This is a genomic window from Gimesia panareensis, assembly GCF_007748155.1.
Taxonomy (GTDB): domain Bacteria; phylum Planctomycetota; class Planctomycetia; order Planctomycetales; family Planctomycetaceae; genus Gimesia; species Gimesia panareensis.
Map to the genome: position 1 here is coordinate 2231092 of NZ_CP037421.1, position 16225 is coordinate 2247316.

A 16225-nucleotide genomic window follows, 5' to 3' on the forward strand; every position below is an offset into this window, starting at 1 on the left:
GCGTTTGTAAGCTGTACCTTTAAATTCTTACGTTACATGGTGCCGAATTAGCTGGGTTTATTCGCTGTTTTTTTGCGTTTCTGGAAAAATCGGTAAAACAGTCCGTCAATGCCAAACCAGGTTCCTGTCGGCAACGCTGCGATCGCCAGCAGGGCAAGCACTTCGATCATGTTTTTGTTGACGATGAAGCTGTGCTCCGGTCCCGGTGCTTCAGGTACTCCCGGCCAGGGGGGCATGACGAGGTAGAAAGACAGCAGCATGCCGGCAGCTGCGATCGCTGCGATCCGGGTACCAAGTCCGATCAGCAGCAGGACGCCCAGAATCGTCAGGCTGGCGATCGTCATCATGTTGACCCGATGGATCTGGGTGTTTTCCGGCGGAACCGGGCCAGCGGCCATCTGTTCTGGTGTCAGCAGCTTTCTGGCCTCTGACTGCATTTCGTCTTCCATCGCCCGAATCGGATTAACCAGTTCGGCTTTCATCTGCTGGATTTCAGACCAGATTTTATTGAGGTGATCGACCTGGTAATCCTGGTCTGCTTTGGCCAGTTTCTGTTCATAGCGGTCCAGTGCGATTTTGTACTGCTCAATCTTTCCAATTCGTTTGCCGTCGATTGTGCCTTCCTGTTCGATATCAATCTGTCCTGCCAGTTCCGGGTTCCCCCGCAGTGAAGCCTGCATTTTCTCGATGTAGCTCAGTCGAGCAGAGCGGGCATAGGCTTTCTCAACGGCATCATAAAATTCTCGATCCAGTTCTGTTCCATCAGTCAGCTTTCCATTCGGACCTTTTTTCACTGGAACCATGGACTGCAGTCGCTGCTTTTCTTTGGGGGTGATGTGTTTTTCTCCGTCAACGATCAGCAGTTTCCGTTTGGAGTCGTATTGGACAACATTACCCAGGCTCCCTCCAATTTTCACTTCGGGAGGCAATGCACTCAGTTTGGCTGCAAAGTATTTGTTGCCATGAATCATCTGGTGCAGGCGGGATTTCTGTTCGTCAGTCAGATTCGGATAGTGGTTCAGAAAACGCTGTTCCCAGGCAGTCCACTTGGCTTTGACTTTATCCGCGTCCAGCCAGTTCAGATCGTTGGGGTCGCCTGTCATTTCGCGAAACTGGTCGCGGAAGGGGCCTTTGGCATTATTCAGATAGCCTGCCGCAGTCCAGGGTCTGGTCGAGCTGAGCGTGTCAATTTTCCACATGCCTTCGTACAGCAATTGCCAGCCGATGGAAAGGCGTAGGACTACGATGAACAGGATGGCAACTCCTGTGATTTTCTTTAAATCTTGCACTCTTTAATCCTCTTGTTTTTAGGGGATTTTTATCGGTTTTGCATAGTTATTGTCAGTAAATACTGGTCGATCAGCAAAGAAACTCTGAGCTGAAATCTGACAGACGGACGGAGCTGATCAAAACAGAATTTGGCCTGTTTGATATCAGCATTCATCAGGACAGGGCTGGCTGGTATCTCTGGCTGAGATACACATTCTGTTTGCCAGGCACAATTCTGTTCTGTTGAAGATTCCCTTATAGCGACTAAGAGTTATGACAACAATTGGTCGCGGTCCAGGAACAGAAACTCATTGGGGATTCCACGAATCACCGGTGAGAGTTTTCTGCCATGAGCAGGCGGGGGAATTAAGATCGTACCGATTTCTGTATGATTATCGCAATACTCCAGAGCCTTTTCGATGCCGATTACATAAAAAGCGGTAGAAAGTGCATCTGCGAGAGCTGCATCAGGGGCAATAACCGTTACAGACAGTAATTCTGAGACCGGCCAGCCCGTTCGTGGGTCCAGAATATGCCCATAGCGTTTACCCTTATGACGAAAATGTTGCACAGAAGACCCGCTGGTCGACATTGAACAGTTCTCAAGCAGAATGGTGCCCAGTCGCTGGCTGGTAAACAACGGGTTCTTGATTCCCACCGGCCAGCCGGGCAGCTGATTATGTGTTCCCCTGGCCAGGATGCTGCTGAAGCCTCCATAAAACATCCAGTCTTCCAGATCCTGTTCGAGCAGATACTGACCTGCCAGATCAAGCGCATAACCTTTGCCGATGCCCCCGAGATTCAACTCATTGCGGGGCGATCGATAGCGGATCGTATGGGCGAGATTGTCAAATTCAAACTGATCAATGCCTGTGTGCGACAGGCATTCGGTGATTTCTTCTTCGGTGGGAATCCTTCCTTGCTGACGACAATCCCGCCAGAGGGCGATCAAAGGACCGGAGGATGGATCGAAGCCGCCTGCCGTCTCGACACAGATTTCACGTGACCGATCCAGGATTTCGAACAGTCGGGGGTCCATGGAGACCGCGCCTTCTGCGGCCTGCGCATTGACACGCGACATTTCACTGTTGGGTTTGTAAACAGTCATCAGATGCTCAAGCTCATGGATCAGGTCCAGGGCATCTGAGGCATGCATAACCTGTTGACTGGGGCCGGGATTCATGACGACCGCGAACTCGGTCGCCATCGCCCGGGTGCTCAAACGGATCGTCGAACCGCCGGATGGAGCCGCAAAATCTTCCGTGGCGTCATTCAGGTAGTCGGCGAGATCGTTTCCGACTCGTTCCGCAGCCTGTTTCAGGACACGTCCGGTTAGAAAATCTCGCCGATTGCTGGTTGTTTTTTTCTCAGACATAGGAGCATCTTGGGAATGTCAAGTCGAGCGCTTGCCTGACAGACGCCGAGATCTCCGCCTGCGTTCTGGACAGGCGGAGAAAGGAGCTCACTGGCTCAGGCAAATGAAGTAAAGTAAGGGACGGCAGCCGCCCGTTCTTTGATCTCGTCTGTACTCTTCAGCAGTTGCGCCAGAAAATCGTAGGTACCGCTGGTCAGAGCGGACCGGGCATTGTCGGGCAGGGTGCAGTCAAATTCCTGATCTCCGCAGCGAATCTTCATGGCCAGCAGATCGACAGAAATTTCCTGTTCTGGATTGGCTTTCACTGCCTGGTCCAGTTTTTCGAGAGTTTCGCGGCTGGCACTCACAGCGGGCACGCCGAGTGAAGTGCAGTTACCGAAGAAGATTTCCGCATAGGATTCAGCAATAATCGCTTTGATTCCCCAGCGGATCAGGGACTGTGGGGCATGTTCCCGGGATGAGCCACACCCGAAGTTGCGTCCACCGATCAGGAGGGAGGCATTCTGGAATTCCGGTTTATCGAAGGGGTGATCAGGATCCTGAATCCGATCGTCTTCGAAGGCGTGCTCTCCCAGTCCTTCGAAGGTCACGCAACGCAGGAAACGGGCAGGGATGATCCGGTCTGTGTCGATGTCATCCAGCAGGAGGGGGATCGCGGTTCCGGTGACAGATTCAATTTTAGTCATGATTCGATCTTTAACTTTATCTTAAATGGATGGGGCTGTTTGCTCTCAACAGAGTTGTACTGTTACTGACTGACTAAGCAGTTGCTGCACCTGACAGTTCGCGGACATCAGTCACGCAACCGCTGACGGCCGCAGCAGCGACCATGGTCGGACTCATCAGCAGAGTACGTCCTGTCGGGCTTCCCTGTCGTCCCTTGAAGTTTCGATTGCTGGAAGAAGCACAGAGCTGGTTACCCACCAGTTTGTCCGGGTTCATGGCCAGGCACATGGAACAGCCTGCTTCACGCCATTCAAAGCCGGCTTCGGTGAAGATTTTATCCAGTCCTTCTTCGATCGCCTGTTGGCGTACTAACTGTGAACCAGGCACAACCAGTGCTTTCACGTGCTCTGCGACATGACGACCCTCAACTACTTTGGCAGCTTCCCGCAGGTCGGAAATGCGTGAGTTGGTACAGGAACCGATGAAAGCCACATCAATTTTCTGACCTTTGATAGGCTGGTTTTCTTCGAGCTCCATGTAGCGGTAGGCTTCTTTAATCAGCGTCTGCTCGTCTGCGGGATAGCTGGAAACGGGAGGCAGTGATTCGGAAACCCCGACCGACTGGGCGGGAGTGATGCCCCAGGTCACAGTCGGTTCTATGTCAGCTGCGTCGAATTCAACAACATCGTCAAATTCCGCATCCGGGCCTGATGCCAGGCTGAGCCACCATTCGGCAGCTTTCTCGAAGGCCTCTCCCTGGGGAGCATGAGGTCGACCACGCAGATAGTCGACAGTGGTTTGATCGGGGTTGATGTATCCGCAACGGGCACCGCCTTCGATGCTCATGTTGCAGACCGTCATCCGCTCTTCCATCGTCATGCGGTCAAATACATCGCCTGCATACTCATAAGCATATCCCACACCACCTTGCACGCCCAGTTTGCGAATGATGTAAAGCGTGACATCTTTTGCGGTTACGCCTGGTCCAAGTTCACCGTTCACCTTGACCTGGCGGACTTTGGGGCGTCCCAGTGCCATGGTCTGGGTCGCCAGAACATGAGCCACTTGACTGGTACCAATTCCCAAAGCGATCGAACCGAAGGCACCGTGGGTACTGGTATGGCTGTCGCCACAGACAATCGTCATACCCGGTTGAGTCAGCCCCTGTTCCGGACCGACGACATGCACAATACCCTGACGATTATCGGTCACGTCCAGCAGCGTGATTCCAAATTCATTGCAGTTCTTTTCGATGGCAGACATCATCTGTTCTGCCAGATTATCTTCAAAGGGACGCGCCTGGTTGAGAGTCGGAACAATATGGTCCACGGTGGCGATGGTTCGCTCGGGGAACAGGACTTTGAGACCGCGATCGCGCAACATTTCAAAAGCTTGGGGACTGGTCACTTCATGAATCAGGTGCAAGCCGATCAACAGCTGGTCCTGACCGGATTCCAGAGTTTTGACGGCGTGTAAGTCCCAGACTTTGTTAAACAGGTTTTGTGTGTTACTCATTTTTCGTTTCTTCGTTCCAACTTGAATAGTTCTCTGACAGAATTGTTTGACCAGGTCTTGCTGGTGATGAATTGTGATCACGCTCTCGAGGATGTGACACGGTAGCAGGCTGGACGGTTCTTGTGTACTGGTGGCCAGTGAAGGCGGGAGCAGTTAATTGCAATCACGAACCATACACAATCTGGAGCCTGAATATAAGGTTTCCGGGATAAACAAATCCAAAAAAACGCTCTCAGGGCTGACAGGAGTACAGAACTACTGGCATCCCCTGTTCTCAGGCAGTGCTGCCAGAGGGCATTATTGCAGATTGTTGCGACTTGTGTATAACATTGTAGGAATTCTGAAGACCAAAAGGGGCAAGATTTTTAAAAAGGTGTGCTGGAACCGTTGTGTATTGTTCAGTCAGCTTTTAAACTCCACGGCTTGATGCAAGTTATTGCCTCATCATAACTTCATGAATACCAACAGCGAATCAGGCAGTCGCGGCATGTTTTAAATTGCGGCTGTTGCTCGGGTTACGTTGCGTGTTGGCGCTCAGGTTCCATCAAGATTCGCCTGATTTGAGGCATTTGGTTTTGGCATTCTTCAGGAATGCAAACGCACCCAAGATTAACATTTAACGGTCTGGTTATCTAAAGTGTTTGAAGGATTAACAGCCAATCTGAAAGATGCACTCACCGGTCTTGCCCGGGGCGGAAAGCTCACCGAAGGCAATATCAGGGATGGTTTGCGCCAGGTCAGACAGGCATTGCTGGAAGCAGACGTTAATTATGAAATCGCCACCAGTTTCATTGAGCGGGTTACCGAACAGGCTGTTGGTGAAAAAGTACTCAAATCGGTTCGCCCTGACGAGCAGATTATCGGCATTGTCCATCAGGAACTGATCAACCTGATGGGGCCTGTCGAGCCTGGTTTCACATTCAAGAAATCGGGGATTACGATCCTCATGATGTGTGGTCTGCAGGGGAGTGGTAAAACCACCACCTGTGGTAAGCTGGCCCGCATGCTGAAAGAGCAGGGCCGTAAACCGATGCTGGTGGCTGCCGACTTGCAGCGTCCAGCAGCGATTGAGCAGTTAAAGGTCATTGCCGGACAGGTCGAAGTTCCGGTGCATGCAGAAGCCCCGGATGGCAATAATGCAGTCAAAGTCTGTCAGAACGGTCTGAGCCAGGCGAAAAAACTTGGGAATGTCGATACAGTCATTCTCGATACGGCAGGTCGTCTGCACATCGATGACGAACTGATGAAAGAACTGGAGCAGATCGAACGCAAGCTCCAGCCGGATCAGGTCATTTTTGCCTGCGATGCCATGACCGGTCAGGACGCCGTGAACAGTGCGAAAGCCTTCAACGAAGCGCTGGAACTGGATGGTGTCATCCTCACCAAGCTGGACGGCGACACCCGTGGCGGTGCCGCACTCAGTGTCAAAGAAGTGACCGGCGTTCCCATCAAGTTTATCGGGGTTGGCGAAGCCCTGGATCGTCTGGAACCGTTCCATCCGGACCGGATGGCGGGACGAATTCTGGGAATGGGCGATGTGGTCTCTCTGGTGGAGAAGGCCCAGCAGCAGTTTGATGAAGAAGAAGCGGCTGACCTCCAGAACCGGATGGCTCAGGGGAAATTCAGTCTGACCGACTTCCAGAAGCAGATGGCCACGATCCGCAAAATGGGACCGATGCGTGAAATCATGAAAATGATTCCGGGCATGGGGGGGATGCTGGATACGAATCCGGATGTGGATCCCGGTGCGGAAATGAAACGCATCGATGCAATTATCGGTTCGATGACTCCCGCGGAACGGGAAAATCCCGAGCTGATCGATCACAGTCGTCGGCGTCGGATTGCCCTGGGAAGCGGCTCCGATCCCTCTGATATCAGCCGTCTCGTTAAAGATTTTAATAACATGGCCGGCATGATGCAGAAAATGGCTGGCATGGGAATGCGCGACAAGATGAAAGCCATGCGTGAACTCTCATCGGGGGGGATGATGGATCCCATGGGGGGCATGACGAAGAAAAAAGAACGCAGCAAACGGGGTGGCGACATCAATAAGCTGCGAGAGAAAAAGAAAAAAGACAGAAAAGCCAAGAAGAAGCAGCGGAAAAAGAATCGCTGAGCAATCAGCTGGTTCACAGGCTGCTTAACCTGAATTCAATTTTTGTATCTTCCAAAGTTTAGAGTTAGTATCCTAAAGGAGAAATTAGTGGCAGTTCGAATTCGTATGAAAAGAATGGGCCGGACGCATCGCCCCTTCTATCGTATTTGTGTAATGGATTCACGCAAACAACGTGACGGTGAAGCAATCGAAGAAATCGGTACGTATGATACCGCTGTAGCTGACAAGTCCCAGCGCGTCACCATCGACATGGAACGTGTTGATTACTGGATGTCAGTAGGAGCAAAGCCTTCTGAAAACGTGGCAACACTGATCAAGAAGGTCAAGCAAAACAAATTCGGTACTGCTGCGGCACCGGCTCCCATGCAGGCTCCCAAGGAACCACCTGCACCAGAACCGGAAGCAGAAGCTGGCGAATCAGCGGAAGCAGCAGAAACTGCTGAAGCACCTGCCGAAGAGACAGCTGCTGAAGAAACCCCGACAGAAGAGTAAGGTCTGCATCAACCGATGCCGTTTTGCTCTGTGAGTGAGCATCATGCGATTTGATATTCTGACTTTGTTTCCCGAACTGTTCGACAGCTATCTTGAGCAGGGGTTGCTCAAGCGGGCGATTCAAAATCAGCTGGTTGAGATTCAGCGTTGGAATTTTCGAGACTGGGCCACAGACAAACATGCCTCTGTGGATGACCGCCCCTACGGCGGTGGACCGGGTATGTTGATTGGCTGTGATACTGTCTATCAATGCGTGGAGCATGTTCAGGAAGTCATTCCTGAGCCCGGAAAGCTGATCATGTTGACCCCGCAGGGGAAAACGCTGGATCAGAAACTGGCTCAGGAGTTATCGAAAGAACGGCAACTCACATTATTGTGTGGAAGATACGAAGGGTTCGACGAGCGAATCCGCATTGGTCTGGAGCCAATGGAAATATCGGCAGGCGACTTCATTACCAATGGAGGGGAAGTCCCGGCCATGTTGATTATTGAGACCGTGATCCGGTTGATACCCGGAGTGCTCGGAGACGAGAGCAGTGCCAAGTATGATTCCTTTTCGGATTCAGGGTTGCTCGAATATCCACAGTACACGCGGCCTCAAAACTTTCGTGGAATGGAAGTTCCGGAAGTGTTATTAAGTGGAAATCATCAGGAGATTGCTCGCTGGCGGCACGAACAGAGTCTGCAGCGAACTCGCGAGCGACGAAATGATCTTCTCACTGAGTCGGAATCAAATTCAACCTGATTTTTAAACGTAAACAGCACGTGAACGAGGGCACTGTCCAGTGCCAGCCAGGCGTGCCAAGAGGACTTGAAGTCATGCAGGAATTATTGAAAAAAGTAGAAGAATCGAGCCTTCGTGAGGAGCCGCTTCAGTTCGAAATCGGCGACACCGTCGATGTTCACACCCGCATCAAGGAAGGTAACAAAGAGCGGATCCAGGTTTTCACCGGTGTGGTCATCGCCCGTCGGGGTAGCGGCACTCGTGAAAATTTCACTGTCCGCCGCATCGTGGCTGGTGAAGGGGTTGAACGTATTTTTCCCGTCAACTCTCCCAAGATCGCCAAGCTGGATGTCAAACGCCATGGTCGTGTTCGTCGCGCCAAACTGTACTACCTGAGAGACCGGGTTGGTAAAGCAACCCGTCTGACCGAACGTCGCGCCAAAAAAGACGAAGAGTAATTTCCGTCCTCGCAGACACAGCAGCACTGTCACTGCAGCAGTGCTGCTGTCTGACGTTCTGTGCGCACGTTTAACTGAGCCACGCCCCCGTATGACGAGAGGTTGCTGATGGCTGGTAACTGGTTTGGCAGGCTGTTGGGAGACCGGGGAGAGCGTGCTGCAGTTCGCTATCTCAAGCGACAAGGCTACCAGATTCTTACCCGCCAGTATCGCACCGAAGCAGGCGAGATCGACATTATTGCCCTGGACCAGGAAACGGTTGTCTTTGTCGAAGTTAAAACTCGCAAGTCAGCTGCGAAAGGGCAACCCTTCGAGGCAGTCACGGAACAGAAGCAGAAACAATTGACCCGCCTGGCAGCGGCCTTTCTCAAAAAACATCATCTGCTGAAACATTCTGCGCGATTCGATGTGATTTCCATTCTCTGGCTGATCGAGCAGAAACAGCCTGAAATACAGCATTTTCAGAATGCCTTCCCTCCCACGGGCGATTTCCAGCTCTTTAACTGAAGCGGCTCGATTGTAAATCAGCAACAATCCATCTACAGTACGCGGAACGAATTACTAAACGTTCTTTCCAGAAGGAGCCATCTATGTCCGCTGAGCAAAAAGCTGCTGAACTGGGGCTGAAATTTGAGCCCATTGAACCAGGATATCTCAACCTCTGTATCCGGACCGGAAACCTGTTAATGGCATCAGGCCATGTCAGCGATCAGAAAGGTCGTCTGGGGGAGAATGTCAGCCTGGAAGAGGGGATTGCAGCAGCCCGCGACTGTGCCGTCAAGATCCTGCGTTCCGTCCGGGATGAGCATGGCACACTGGATGGTCTGCGCGTCATCAAACTGCTTGGTTGTGTTAACTCGACTCCCGATTTTACTGACCAGCATCTGGTGATTAATGGTGCTTCTGATCTGTTCCACGAACTGTATGGCAAAACAGGTGATGGCTATCATGCCCGCAGTGCCCTCGGCTTTGCAGCTCTGCCCACTGGCGTTGCGGTCGAGGTGGAAGCAATTTTTGAGATTATCGATGCTTAGCAAAATCGGTCTGGCCGCCAGAATGTCAAGCTCTGGCGGTTAGGCTGAAAGTGCTGTTCAGAACAGCTTTTCTACGAATTCACTTGACAAATTAGCCTGTTAAGTGTGTAATACACTTCGAATGGTTTCTACCAGAGACTAGATGTGATTGAAGGGGACCTCAATTATGTTATTAGCTCTGACTGGAATTCACTCGAAACTGCGAAAAGGATTTCCAACCTGAAACGGGAGTTTTACTCTCATTCCACCCTTGCTTTTAAAGCACCTTCCTGAATTACTGCGGGCGCAGTCCGGATTTAAGTCTCACCTTATAGCCAACTGGCCTGTAACGGGTTATAGCGATATAACTTGTTAAATTCGACGACTTTACGGGAACTTAAGCAGGGTTTGAGAACACTCTCAGATTTCCGGTTGTCTTTTTCCGATAATAAAACAGGAGAAGGAACTCGAGATAAGCTGCAGTAGTAATTCTCGACGTACTTAACAGCACAATGATGTTAAGTAGAGAATTACATAGATCTTACAACTATAGTCTGAAACAGTTCGTTGAAAGGATTTGATCTGTTTCTCTGTAGGGAATTAAGGGTCAGGCTAAGATGGCTGGGTCAAATCAAACGCGCGTGGTCATTTCCGGAATTGGAGTTGTATCTCCAATTGGTATCGGTATAGACAACTTTTGGCGCAATATATGTTCAGGTGTATCGGGGATTGATCGTCTGCAGTCAATTCCGATTGAGAATCTCCCCTCGAAACTGGCAGCGGAAGTCAAAGACTTCAACCCGGATGAACACCTCTACAACAAAAAATTCATCAAAGTTATGTCGCGAGACATCCAGCTTGGTGTGTCTGCTGCTTCGGACGCTGTGAAAAACGCTGGAATTAAACGCGGAACAGTCGATCCTGAGCGTTTTGGTGTTTCGTTTGGTGCAGGGCACATCCCGACGACTCCCGATGAACTGGTAGAAGCCGTCAATCATTGTGCTGCCGATGATTCGTTTGAGGTCACCCGCTGGGGTGAAGATGTTCTGGGGCAGATTACTCCCCTGTGGATGTTGCGTCAGTTGCCAAACATGCCTGCCTGTCATATCTCAATCGAACACAACGCCCAGGGCCCCAACAATACAATCACGAGTCAGGACTCATCCGCCTTGCTGGCCTTGGCCGAAGCGATGCGGTGGATCAAGCGTGGAGCCGTCGACTGTATGGTCGTTGGTGCCTGCACTTCTAATATCAATCCCCTGGATCTGTCCCGGAAGAATCTGATTGATCTGCTGTCTCGGGATGAAGATCCCAAACGTGCCTGTCGTCCCTTTGACCGTGATCGTAATGGTACGATTCTGGGTGAAGGTGCCGCTGCATTCGTGGTAGAAAACTACGAGCACGCTGTTCGACGCGGCGCAGAAATTTATGCTGAAGTCATCGGCCTGGGAGCAGGCTGTGATGGCAGCTCTGATCCGCGAAATGATACCGGGCTGATGCGGGCTGTCGAATCAGCGATGCGTCAGTCAGGCATTATGCCGCGTGAACTGGGGCATATTAACGCCCATGGAAAGAGCACGAAAATCGATGATCAGGTCGAAGCTCATGCTTATCATCGTCTGTTTGGCGATGACGCCATGAAGATTCCGATTACGGCTCTCAAGAGCTACTTCGGACACTTCGATGCCGGTTCCGGAGCAGTCGAACTGGCAGCCAGTATTCTGTCTCTGCGTCATGGTGCCACTCCCGCGACTTTGAATTACGAAACGCCAGATCCGCTGTGCAATCTGGATGTCGTACATGGTGAAGTGCGTCCGCTCATTACGCCGACCACGATGTCGGTCAGTCGGACCGCCTTTGGTCAGAGTGCTGCCGCGATTCTGCGTGCTATCTAAAACCGGTTTTACCGGGAAGTGCCTTTTCTCTGTTCTGCGTGATTTTTGCGCGCCTGGTCACATCCCTCTTGAGAAGCAGAACGAAAATCATCAGAATGAAAGAAAGACAGGCTTAACTTCTACGCCTGACTGTGAACAACTTTTTGTTCCTGAATAATTTTCGCTCAATTGAACCTCAGGAGATCCCGTCATGGCCACAGACGTTCTAGATACCGTAGCAGCCACTCCCCAGATCCGAAAAACTCAACTGCTCATCAACGGAGAATGGTGTGATGCCGTCAGCGGGAAAACTTTTGCGACGGTGAATCCAGCGACGGAAGAGGTTATTGCGGAAGTGGCTGAAGGGGATGCTGCTGATATTGATCTGGCTGTCAAAGCAGCCCGCGCTGCCTTTGAGACCGGGCCCTGGTCAAAGATGGATGCCCGGGATCGTGGTCGGTTGATGTACCGTCTGGCAGATCTCATTGAAGAAAACATCGAGGAACTCGCAGCATTGGAGTCCCTGGATAACGGCAAGCCCATTCGCGACAGTCGTGCTGCAGACCTGCCTTTGGTCATTGATTGTCTGCGATACTATGCAGGCTGGGCAGACAAGATTGAAGGCACTACGATTCCCATTCGCGGAAATCATTTCTGCTATACACGGCGGGAACCAATTGGCGTGGCCGGTCAGATCATTCCCTGGAACTTCCCACTACTGATGGTTGCCTGGAAATGGGCACCGGCCTTGGCCGCCGGTTGTACGATCGTCATGAAACCTGCAGAGCAGACTCCACTCTCCTGTCTGCGTCTGGCGGAACTGGCCATGGAGGCCGGCTACCCCCCGGGAGTCATCAATGTGGTGCCCGGTTACGGTCCGACTGCGGGAGCAGCCCTGGTGAAACATCCCGATGTGGATAAGATCGCTTTCACTGGTGAAGATGCGACCGCGAAAATCATCATGGCAGATGCGGCAGCGACTCTCAAACGTCTCACATTCGAACTGGGAGGCAAGAGTCCGAACGTGGTCTTTGCAGACAGTGACCTGGATGCTGCTGTGGCAGGAGCAGAGTTCGGTCTGTTTTTCAATCAGGGGCAATGCTGTTGTGCCGGCAGTCGACTGTTCGTCGAAGAATCGGTTCACGAAGAATTCGTTGCCAGGATTGTCGAGCGAGCCGCTGCCCGAAAACTAGGTGATCCCCTGAATCCAGAAACGACACAGGGACCGCAGGTGGATCAGGCACAGATGGAAAAAATTCTAAGCTACATTCAGAAGGGCAACGAGGCCGGGGCGAAATGTGTGACCGGCGGATCCCGGTTCGGTGATAAAGGGTACTTTGTGGAACCGACGGTTTTCGATCAGGTCACCGATGAAATGCCGATTGCCACGGATGAAATCTTCGGTCCCGTGTTAAGCATCCTGCCTTTTAAAAATCTGGATGAAGTCATTACACGTGCTAACAACACCCATTTTGGTCTGGCTGCAGCGGTCTGGACCAGCGATGTGAAAAAGGCGCATCTGATGGCCCAGAGCATCAAGGCGGGGACCGTCTGGGTGAACTGCTATGATGTCTTTGATGCAGCAGCCCCATTCGGCGGGTTCAAACGCAGCGGTATCGGCCGCGAACTGGGGGCCGCAGGGCTCGCCAACTATACAGAACTGAAGACCGTGACCATGAATCTGGACTGAATGACACTGACAGACCCTTCTGGGCCCTGGTCAGGAACAGATGAAATAACGATAGCTGGAACTTGATATCTGATAATAGTTTACTATCATTTTTTTACGGCCGGAGAGCTGAGTTAAGGATCGACCGCTCGCCCTGATCTGCTATAATCGGCCCGTAAATAATCTCATCTCCTCCAGAACAGGAAGTTCGAATGGGTTCGTGGCATATCATCTTTACTCTCGGAATCTTTCTGGCCGCTGGTCTACTGGCGGGCACACTGGGGGAGCTTTTCCGCCTGCCTAAAGTGACCGCCTATCTCCTGATGGGAGTGATTCTGGGCCCAGCCATCTTCGATCTGATCCCTCACGAACATCTGGAAGAACTTAAACCGCTGACCGACCTGGCAATGGCCCTGGTTCTGTTTGGGCTGGGGAATCACTTTACACTCTCCCGGCTGCGACGATTGTTTAAACGTGTCTTACCACTTTCGATGGGCGAGGTACTCGGCACTTTTTTCATTGTCTTTGTTGGCCTGCTGCTGGTCGGGGAATCGGGGAGTGCAGCGATTCTACTGGGGGCGCTTGCGATTGCCACTGCACCTGCCACGACGATTCTCGTTCTGAAAGAAATGCAGTCCGAAGGGCCGATCTCCGAATATACAGGAATTCTGGTCGCTCTGAATAACCTGATTTCCATCATCGCCTTTGAAGTGATCTTCGTGGTGGTTTATTTTTTTCAGGTCGATAGTGCCCATGCTTCCGTGCTTCCCCAGTTTGGACATCTGCTGCTCGATATCTTCGGGTCTGTCTTTATCGGTGTTTTCGGCGGCCTGATGATCAGCTATGGCAGTTCGATTATCAAAGGCAGTCGCCGCATCATCATGTTTATCGGTCTGATTGCCCTGGCACTGGGGTTATGTCGGACTACCGGGATGCCCTACATGCTGACCTTTCTTGCGATGGGCTTTACCGTCGCCAACTCACTGGCGGAAGAAGAAGTTCCCAAAGTAGAAGCCGAACTGAATCCGTTAACTGGTTTTCTGTGTGTCCTCTTCTTCATCATTCACGGAGCGGAACTGAAACCGCAGCAGTTTATCGAAGCCGGGCTGGTGGGAGGCAGCTATATTGTGCTGCGACTGTTGGGGAAATACATCGGTATCTTTATTCCGGCACGAATGCGGGGAGAAGAACCCGAAGTGTCAATCTGGCTGGGGACGACCCTGTTTGCCCAGGCAGGAGCGGCCATTGCACTCTCGGCGATTGCAGTCAGCCGCGATCCTGTGCTGGGTGGTCATCTGCAGACGATTATTCTCGGATCGGTGGTCTTTTTTGAAATTGTCGGTCCGATCATGATTCGCCAGTCAGTCTTGCGTGCGGGGGAGGTTCCTCTGATTCATGCGATCCACCATACCGCCGGCGACCCGATCAGCGAATTCCAGTCAATGATCAGGCGATTTCTGGTTTCATTCGGGCTTCTGTCTGAAATCGATCAGCCCCCCGATCAGATTCTGGTCGAACAGCTTTATCGAAAAAACGTAAAGGGGATCTCTCAGACAGCTACGTTTAACGAAGTCATTTCGTTTATCGAACACAGCCATGATAACACGTTTCCCGTGATCGGTCCGAACGAAGAGGTCGTGGGAGTAATTCGTTATCAGGATTTGAGTAATACCCTGTTTGACCCCAAAATTGGTTCTCTGGTGCGTGCTGCCGACCTGGCGAATAACCTGGAGACCATCGTCTATCCAGACGATTCGCTGGCACGAGTCTGGGCCAAATTCCGCGAGGGTTCCTACGATTGTCTGCCGGTCGTCTCTCGTGAGCAGCCCCACCGTATGCTGGGGGTCATCAGGCGATGGGAGATTCTGAAGTATTACATCAAAGGGCATCGGTCAGCCCAGAACCAGGATGGTAAATAAACCGCATCTACCCAGGCTGGTGTTCAACTGTTGCGATTTGGGTGAAAACCACTAAACTGCAGATACAGACAGAGTAGCCAGTCAGATTAACTGCAATCACAGAGTTTAAATAGAGGATTTGTGTCGTGAGTCGAGTTGCCCTGATCACCGGAATTAATGGCCAGGATGGATACTATCTTTCCCGATTTCTGGAAAGTAAAGATTACGAGGTCCATGGAATCACCTCCTGCAGTAAACCGGGCATCGGAGAGCCTCCCAAAAACTGTTACTACTGTGATTTTGCAGAGGGCTCGAACCTGAATGAGATTCTGGATCGTGTCAAACCTGACGAAGTCTATCACCTGGCAGCTCAGAGCCATGTCAGACTCTCTTTTGACATTCCCGTTTATACCGCGGAAGTCACAGGGGTCGGCACGCTGCGTCTGCTGGATGCCATTCGGTATTACGAACAACAGAGCGGCAAGAAGGTTCGTTTCTACCAGGCATCCTCCAGTGAGATGTTCGGCAAGGTGGTCGAAACCCCTCAGAGTGAAACGACTCCCTTTCATCCCCGCAGTCCGTATGCGTGTGCCAAAGTCTTCTCTTACTGGCTGACGATCAATTACCGGGAATCTTATGGCATGTTTGCCTGTAACGGCATTCTGTTCAACCATGAATCACCGCGGCGGGGCGAAGCCTTTGTGACCCGGAAAATTACCAAAGCCGTAGCGAGGATCAAGCTGGGAATGCAGGACAAACTGTTCCTGGGCAACATCGATGCCAAACGGGACTGGGGATTTGCCGGGGACTATGTGGAAGCGATGTGGCTGATTCTCCAGCAGGAGAATCCCGATGATTTTGTTATTGGAACCGGCGAAACGCACTCGGTAAGAGAATTTCTGGAAGCTGCCTTTGGTGCTGTCGATCTCGACTGGCGAAAGTATGTGGAAATCGATCCCCAGTTCTATCGACCTGCAGAAGTGGAATTGCTCTGTGCGGATCCCAGTAAAGCCCGTGAAAAGCTGAAATGGGAACCCAAGGTCACATTTGAAGAACTCGCACGTCTGATGGTGGAAGCCGATCTGAAACGGGCGGAACAGGAAAAACTGCTGAGTGAATCTGCCTCCTGACTTGTTTGCGCTTCCCTGATACAGTG

The 16225-nt window shown here is 51.6% G+C and carries 14 protein-coding genes; 10 read left to right on the forward strand and 4 right to left on the reverse strand.

The window, feature by feature from the left end:
* Positions 1-47: 47 nt before the first annotated feature.
* The 4 genes from Enr10x_RS08280 to leuC all read right to left on the reverse strand — a co-directional run bounded on the left by Enr10x_RS08280 (position 48) and on the right by leuC (position 4825).
* Positions 48-1289: a DoxX family membrane protein gene (locus Enr10x_RS08280; protein WP_145109390.1), complete on the reverse strand. Its 1242-nt coding sequence runs from the start codon at positions 1287-1289 to the stop codon at positions 48-50.
* 251 nt (positions 1290-1540) lie between these two features.
* Positions 1541-2644, reverse strand: a complete 1104-nt coding sequence (locus Enr10x_RS08285) for an FAD:protein FMN transferase (protein WP_145448737.1) — start codon at positions 2642-2644, stop codon at positions 1541-1543.
* A 95-nt stretch (positions 2645-2739) separates the two neighbouring features.
* Positions 2740-3330, reverse strand: a complete 591-nt coding sequence (leuD, locus tag Enr10x_RS08290) for a 3-isopropylmalate dehydratase small subunit (RefSeq protein WP_145448738.1) — start codon at positions 3328-3330, stop codon at positions 2740-2742.
* Between the two features lie 73 nt (positions 3331-3403).
* Positions 3404-4825 (reverse strand): 3-isopropylmalate dehydratase large subunit, encoded by a 1422-nt coding sequence (gene leuC / locus Enr10x_RS08295; protein WP_145448739.1) that lies wholly within the window; start codon positions 4823-4825, stop codon positions 3404-3406.
* A 637-nt stretch (positions 4826-5462) separates the two neighbouring features.
* Here leuC and ffh point away from each other — a divergent pair.
* From ffh to gmd, 10 genes are all read left to right on the forward strand, one after another.
* Positions 5463-6941 carry a signal recognition particle protein gene (gene ffh / locus Enr10x_RS08300; protein WP_145448740.1) on the forward strand — a complete coding sequence of 493 codons (1479 nt, stop codon included), beginning with the start codon at positions 5463-5465 and terminating at the stop codon, positions 6939-6941.
* Between the two features lie 87 nt (positions 6942-7028).
* Positions 7029-7433 (forward strand): 30S ribosomal protein S16, encoded by a 405-nt coding sequence (gene rpsP, locus Enr10x_RS08305; protein ID WP_145448741.1) that lies wholly within the window; start codon positions 7029-7031, stop codon positions 7431-7433.
* Between the two features lie 43 nt (positions 7434-7476).
* Positions 7477-8178 carry a tRNA (guanosine(37)-N1)-methyltransferase TrmD gene (gene trmD / locus Enr10x_RS08310; RefSeq protein WP_145448742.1) on the forward strand — a complete coding sequence of 234 codons (702 nt, stop codon included), beginning with the start codon at positions 7477-7479 and terminating at the stop codon, positions 8176-8178.
* Between the two features lie 74 nt (positions 8179-8252).
* A complete protein-coding gene (gene rplS / locus Enr10x_RS08315) occupies positions 8253-8615 on the forward strand; it encodes a 50S ribosomal protein L19 (RefSeq protein ID WP_145109368.1) in 363 nt (120 codons plus the stop codon).
* 108 nt (positions 8616-8723) lie between these two features.
* Positions 8724-9122, forward strand: coding sequence for a YraN family protein (locus tag Enr10x_RS08320; protein ID WP_145448743.1), 399 nt, complete (start codon positions 8724-8726; stop codon positions 9120-9122).
* 83 nt (positions 9123-9205) lie between these two features.
* Complete coding sequence (locus tag Enr10x_RS08325) at positions 9206-9649, forward strand: RidA family protein (RefSeq protein WP_145109363.1); 444 nt, start codon at positions 9206-9208, stop codon at positions 9647-9649.
* A 596-nt stretch (positions 9650-10245) separates the two neighbouring features.
* Entirely contained in the window at positions 10246-11523 is a 1278-nt protein-coding gene (locus tag Enr10x_RS08330; protein WP_145448744.1) for a beta-ketoacyl-[acyl-carrier-protein] synthase family protein, read from the forward strand.
* Positions 11524-11713: 190 nt separating this feature from the next.
* Positions 11714-13192, forward strand: a complete 1479-nt coding sequence (locus Enr10x_RS08335) for an aldehyde dehydrogenase family protein (protein ID WP_145448745.1) — start codon at positions 11714-11716, stop codon at positions 13190-13192.
* A gap of 191 nt (positions 13193-13383) precedes the next feature.
* Positions 13384-15090 carry a cation:proton antiporter domain-containing protein gene (locus Enr10x_RS08340; protein WP_145448746.1) on the forward strand — a complete coding sequence of 569 codons (1707 nt, stop codon included), beginning with the start codon at positions 13384-13386 and terminating at the stop codon, positions 15088-15090.
* A 125-nt stretch (positions 15091-15215) separates the two neighbouring features.
* Positions 15216-16199: a GDP-mannose 4,6-dehydratase gene (gene gmd, locus Enr10x_RS08345; protein ID WP_145448747.1), complete on the forward strand. Its 984-nt coding sequence runs from the start codon at positions 15216-15218 to the stop codon at positions 16197-16199.
* The last annotated feature ends 26 nt before the right edge of the window (positions 16200-16225 follow it).

Bases quoted from the DNA above. Each gene is read 5' to 3' on its own strand.
- Enr10x_RS08325 (WP_145109363.1), top strand. From the start codon at position 9,206: ATGTCCGCTGAGCAAAAAGCTGCTGAACTGGGGCTGAAATTTGAGCCC.
- leuC (WP_145448739.1), bottom strand. From the start codon at position 4,825: ATGAGTAACACACAAAACCTGTTTAACAAAGTCTGGGACTTACACGCC.
- Enr10x_RS08330 (WP_145448744.1), top strand. From the start codon at position 10,246: ATGGCTGGGTCAAATCAAACGCGCGTGGTCATTTCCGGAATTGGAGTT.
- trmD (WP_145448742.1), top strand. From the start codon at position 7,477: ATGCGATTTGATATTCTGACTTTGTTTCCCGAACTGTTCGACAGCTAT.
- Enr10x_RS08285 (WP_145448737.1), bottom strand. From the start codon at position 2,644: ATGTCTGAGAAAAAAACAACCAGCAATCGGCGAGATTTTCTAACCGGA.
- leuD (WP_145448738.1), bottom strand. From the start codon at position 3,330: ATGACTAAAATTGAATCTGTCACCGGAACCGCGATCCCCCTCCTGCTG.
- Enr10x_RS08335 (WP_145448745.1), top strand. From the start codon at position 11,714: ATGGCCACAGACGTTCTAGATACCGTAGCAGCCACTCCCCAGATCCGA.
- rplS (WP_145109368.1), top strand. From the start codon at position 8,253: ATGCAGGAATTATTGAAAAAAGTAGAAGAATCGAGCCTTCGTGAGGAG.
- Enr10x_RS08340 (WP_145448746.1), top strand. From the start codon at position 13,384: ATGGGTTCGTGGCATATCATCTTTACTCTCGGAATCTTTCTGGCCGCT.
- Enr10x_RS08320 (WP_145448743.1), top strand. From the start codon at position 8,724: ATGGCTGGTAACTGGTTTGGCAGGCTGTTGGGAGACCGGGGAGAGCGT.